This is a genomic window from Clostridioides sp. ES-S-0049-02 (assembly GCF_020658465.1).
GTDB lineage: Bacteria > Bacillota > Clostridia > Peptostreptococcales > Peptostreptococcaceae > Clostridioides.
Window position 1 is genome coordinate 1 of the sequence record NZ_JACVWG010000031.1, and the last position, 5,631, is coordinate 5,631.

The following is a 5,631-nucleotide window of genomic DNA, read 5'->3' on the forward strand; positions in this document are numbered from 1 at the left end:
TCCTGAGCCAGGATCAAACTCTCAAATAAAAGTTTATCAGGCTCAGATACTATTGTTATCTAAATATCTGGCTTTATGGTTTGTTTCTTGTTTTATAAATTAACCTACTGTTTAATTTTCAAAGTTCTTTATGTTTATGTCCTTTTCTTGAGGACAAGTATTACTATACCAACTTTTTCTTTTAGAGTCAACAACTTTTTTTACTTTTTTTATTTTTAAATTATCACTTTACCTCTCTATTATAATATTATCCACATTATAAACAACTGATTCATATTGTTTTAACTTATTACATTAAATATTATCCACATTATAAACATATTTATCCACATATTACATAATTTATTATTTTTTGAATAAAGATAAATCCATATGTATAATCACTTTTCATTAGTCCATTTATCTATATGATACAATATGTTTACAACTTGAAAACCTTGGTTGAAAATGCTTACTTTAATAGCAACATTATTTCCTCTCAAAAGCATTAATAATGATATTAGTAGTGATAATAGTACATGAGCATATAATTTTATTAAAGTATTTATCAACCCCTTACTACTTTACTTTGTAAATTTATATATTAACTAAAAACTTTCATAATCAAATTAAATACTTTAGTTTCATAGCCGAGTATCAATTAAACAATTTGTAAAACTTTATTTTAAAAGAATATAAATCAAAACAAACTAATATATTATAAAACTAAAGCTATAAAAGCTACAATAGTCAGTCTAATATAAATACATTTTATATAATACATAATTAAAGAAAAACTTTTTACATAAAAATAGACGAAAGTAAATATGTTTTTACATTTACTTTCGTCTATTTATGTTCTATTCTGCTATAGATAAATCATCCTTCATATACTGCTCAATTAAAAATACTTTTTTATACTTTAAGCTCTTCTGAACATCAATTATTCTTTGATTTGATGAACCTCTAAATTTTAGACTTATATCTTTTTTTTCATCTACAAATCTTCCATCTACTAAAACATCAATCTGCTTTAATAGGTTCAAGTTTTTAAAATATGCACTATTTTTTTTATCTAGTAGTTGTTCAAATGTAAATCCGGTATAGGACCATACATCTAAGCCAGTCTTTTTGGCTTCTTTTGCTATTTCTTCTAATGGTTCTGGCTGTAAAAATGGCTCTCCACCTGATAGTGTAATACCTTTTTGTAATTTTAGTGACTTTATCTTATTTATAATTTCTTTTGTATCCATATAAAATCCACCACATAAATTATGTGTTTGAGGATTATGACATCCTTTACAATTATGAACACATCCTTGAGTCCATATTACCATTCTTAACCCTGGTCCATCAACTATACTGTCATGACTTATAGTAGATGACATTCTTATCTTCATAACTTATTCCTCCAAATAAAACTATCTATGTTTTACCCTATCTTTAACTTCCGCTTTTTTGGCATTATTAAATCTATCAACTGTACCAACTAAATATCCTGTTATTCGTCTTATTCTTTCAAATTTAATATCACTTTCGTCTTCATTTCTTCCACATACAGGACATATATTACTTGCTATTACTCCCGAGAAACCACATATAGGATCTCTATCTACAGGATGATTTATACTTCCGTATCCTATGCCCAAATCTTTCATTGCTTTTATGATAGTTTCAAAAGCTTCTAAGTTATCAGATGGATCTCCATCTAGTTCTACATATGTTATATGACCTGCATTAGTAAATTCATGATATGGAGCTTCTATCTCAATTTTGTCATATGCACTTATATTATAATAAACTGGAACATGGAATGAATTAGTATAATACTCTTTATCTGTAATACCTTTAATTTCTCCATATACTTTCTTATCTATTTTAGTAAATCTTCCTGAAAGACCTTCTGCTGGAGTACCCATTAAAGAGAAATTTAATTTATATTTGTCTGTAGCTTCATCCATTTTATGTCTCATATATGACACTATTTTTAGTCCTAATTCTTGAGCTTCCTTGCTTTCTCCATGATGTTTACCTGTAAGAGCAATAAGGCATTCTGCTAAACCTATAAACCCAATAGTCAATGTTCCTTGCTTTATTACTTCTTTTAATGTATCTTCTGGGCCCAAATCATCAGAATCTTTCCATACGCCTTGACCCATTAAAAACGGAAAGTTTTTCATTTTTTTATTTCCTTGAACTTCAAGACGCTCTAATAATTGTTCTATAATTAAGTCTATTTTCTCATCTAGTTCTTTAAAAAATTCATCTAAATTAGTTTTCTCATTTTTTATAATTCCATGCTTTATACCTAATCTTGGAAGATTGACAGTAGTAAAAGATATATTTCCTCTGCCACTAACTGTTTCTGGCCCACATACATTACTAAGTACTCTTGTTCTACAACCCATATATGTAGCTTCTGTATCTGGATCTCCTGCTTTATAATATTTAGCATTAAAAGGAGCATCTAAAAAGCTAAAGTTAGGAAATAATCTTTTAGCTGATACCCTGCATGATAACTTAAATAAATCATAATTAGGATCTTCTGGATTTAAATTTACACCTTCTTTAACTTTAAATATCAATATTGGGAAAATTGGGGTCTCTCCATTACCTAAACCTCTTTCTTGTGATAATAATAGATTCTTAGTTACCATTCTTCCTTCTTCTGAAATATCTGTTCCAAAATTTACACTTGAAAATGGTACTTGTGCACCTGCTCTAGAATGCATTGTATTTAAGTTATGTATAAATGCTTCCATAGATTGATATGTTTTTTTATCAGTTTCTTTATATGATTCTTCAAATGCAAAGTTTTGCATGTTCTTTATAAGTTCTTCATCAATATTAAACATTTCTTTTAGTTTTTCTTTTTCAGAGTTTAAATACAATTCATCTTTTTTAAGACCAACTTTTTTATTTGTTTCTTTCTCTGTTCTATATACTATGTCCTTTATTGCTTCATTATTTTCAATTCCTTTAAATAATTTTAATGCTTTAGCTAAGTTTCCTATGTAGAATTTTTTAAATGTCTTATACACACCTTCAGACAAACCATAATCGAAAAATGGTATGCTTTGACCTCCATGTTGATCATTTTGATTACTTTGTATCGCAATTGCGGCTAGAGCTCCATAACTCATTATATCTTGTGGTTCTCTTAAGAAACCATGACCAGTTGAAAAACCATCCTCAAATAGTTTTTTAACATCTATCTGGCAACAAGTTAATGTCCCCATATTTAAAAAGTCCATGTCATGTATATGTATATCTCCATTATCATGTGCGAAAGAATGTTCTGGCTTTAATATATGAGTCTTGCAAAATTCTTTGGATACAGTACTTCCATATTGTAACATTGTTCCCATAGCTGTATTACCATTGATATTTGCATTTTCTCTTTTTATATCAGCATCTTCTGCATCCTCAAAGGTAATTTCTTCTATTGCCTTCATTAATCGTGTTTTTGAATTTCTTATTCTACTTCTTTCAGTTCTATATACTATGTACTCTTCACTAGTTTTTGCATGACCTGTTTCTATAAGAACCTTAACTACAGAATTTTGTATGTCTTCAACACTTGGAACTGATTCAGAATATTTATGATTTATCAACTTTATTACTTCCTGAGTTAGTTGCTCAGATAACTTATAATCAGGTACAATACCTTCTCTTTCTGCAACATTTGTTGCTGCTAAAAATATAGCCCTTGTTATTCTATCTTCATTAAATGGAATCACTCTTCCATCTCTCTTTTTTACAAACTCAACCAATTAAAAAAACCCCCTATTACTATATATTGTATTTTATTAATCTACATACCACTATATGTAGTATATTAAGTCTAAAAAAATCCCCTTCAACTAAGTTAAAGGGATTATCTTAATAATTACTATATTAAGATTACCAAATTTGTACATAATAGTCAAACTAACGCAAATCATTGCAAATACTATGTAGATATTTTGAACATCAGCGTTTGTAACCACTTTGGAAGTCAAAACTTTTTTCTCTTTTTTTTACACTAATTTTAGGCAAAAAATACTCATTTTCATATGTATTAATGTATATATCTACAAATTTCCTTATGTACATTTTTCAAATTTGTCGTATAATATAAATAATAATTTAAAAGGGGGCATTTTATGTTATCAAAAAGACTAAACTTTATAACTCCATCCTATACAATAGGTATTAGTTCAAAAGTTAAAGAAATGGAAAGTGACGGAATTAAAGTAATCAACCTTAGTATAGGAGAACCTGATTTTAATGTACCTAATGTTGCAAAATCTTACGGAATTGACTCTTTAAATAAAGATTGTACTAAATATGATTTAGTTCCTGGATTGAAAATACTTAGAGAAGAAATCTGTAAAAAACTTATTGAAGAAAATAACTGTAAATATTCAATAGATGAAATAGTTATATCAAGTGGAGCTAAAAATTCTATAACAAACACTTTACTAGCGTTAACAGATGAGGGAGATGAAGTGTTATTGCCAAAACCATATTGGGTTAGTTACCCTGCAATGGTTAAATTAGTTAATGCTGTTCCAATTTTTATTGATACCAGAAAAGAAAATGGATTCAAATTAACAAAAGAAGAACTTGAAAAATCTATAACAAGCAAAACAAAGATTCTTGTAATAAATAATCCTTCAAATCCTACTGGTAGTGTCTATACAAGAGATGAGCTAATTGAAATCGTAAAAGTGTGTATACAGAACAAAATATATATTTTGGCAGATGAAATATATGAAAAAATATGTTACACTGGAAATTTCACATCAGTTGCTTCATTAAGCGAAGAAGCAAAAGATATAACTATAACTATAAATGGTTTTTCTAAATCAGCTGCTATGACTGGATTAAGATTAGGCTATACTGCTTCTAATAAAACCATAGCTAAAGCAATGAGTTCCATACAAGGACATCTTATATCACATCCAAGCTTAACATCACAATACATAGCATATGGAGCCTTAAAAGATTGTTCAACTGATATAGATGATATGGTGGAAACATATAAATCTAGAAGAGATTTAATCACATCTAAATTAGATTCTATCGAAAATGTAGATTACGTAAATCCAGATGGTGCGTTTTATGCTTTTATAGACCTTTCTAAGATAGCTGAAAACTTTAAATATAAAGATAGTTTTTCTATAGAATTTTGTAATCAGTTTTTAGAAGAATACAATGTAGCAGTTGTTCCTGGCATAGCATTTGGTATGGATAAATATATTCGTATATCTTATGCTTGTAATGAGAATACTTTCTTGGCTGGATTAGATAAATTAAAAGAATTTGTATCTAAGATAATGGCATAATAATTTTAATCAAACAATTTTTAAATATAAGATATTAGATGATAAATTAATAGATTGTGTATCTATATAATATATTTAACATCGTAATTAAAAACTTAAATAAAATAAAAACCTATTGATTTTCATACCAATAGGTTTTTATTTTATTTGTTATATTAAGCTAGAATTTTATTTTAAATTTTAACTCAATATAACAAATAAAAAAATTACGTGGCTACGTCCTACTCTCCCAGGCAGTTTCCCACCAAGTACCATCAGCGCTAGAGAGCTTAACTTCTGTGTTCGGAATGGGAACAGGTGTATCCTCTCTGCTATTGTAACC

At 28.0% G+C, this 5,631-nt stretch carries 3 protein-coding genes and 1 rRNA gene; 1 reads left to right on the forward strand and 3 read right to left on the reverse strand.

Going from position 1 to position 5,631, the window contains the following annotated elements; translation table 11 throughout:
* Positions 1–839: 839 nt before the first annotated feature.
* Both nrdG and IC213_RS20080 read right to left on the reverse strand, forming a co-directional pair.
* A complete protein-coding gene (gene nrdG, locus IC213_RS20075; protein WP_227437644.1) occupies positions 840–1,379 on the reverse strand; it encodes an anaerobic ribonucleoside-triphosphate reductase activating protein in 540 nt (179 codons plus the stop codon).
* 21 nt (positions 1,380–1,400) lie between these two features.
* Positions 1,401–3,752, reverse strand: coding sequence for an anaerobic ribonucleoside triphosphate reductase (locus IC213_RS20080; protein WP_227437646.1), 2,352 nt, complete (start codon positions 3,750–3,752; stop codon positions 1,401–1,403).
* 372 nt (positions 3,753–4,124) lie between these two features.
* Here IC213_RS20080 and IC213_RS20085 point away from each other — a divergent pair, with 372 nt between their 5' ends.
* The gene (locus IC213_RS20085; RefSeq protein WP_227863557.1) at positions 4,125–5,309 is read left to right on the forward strand and encodes a pyridoxal phosphate-dependent aminotransferase; all 1,185 of its coding nucleotides are present in this window, start codon (positions 4,125–4,127) and stop codon (positions 5,307–5,309) included.
* Between the two features lie 208 nt (positions 5,310–5,517).
* Here the strand turns inward: IC213_RS20085 and rrf are convergent.
* Positions 5,518–5,631, reverse strand: a 5S ribosomal RNA gene (gene rrf, locus IC213_RS20090); the annotation flags it as partial.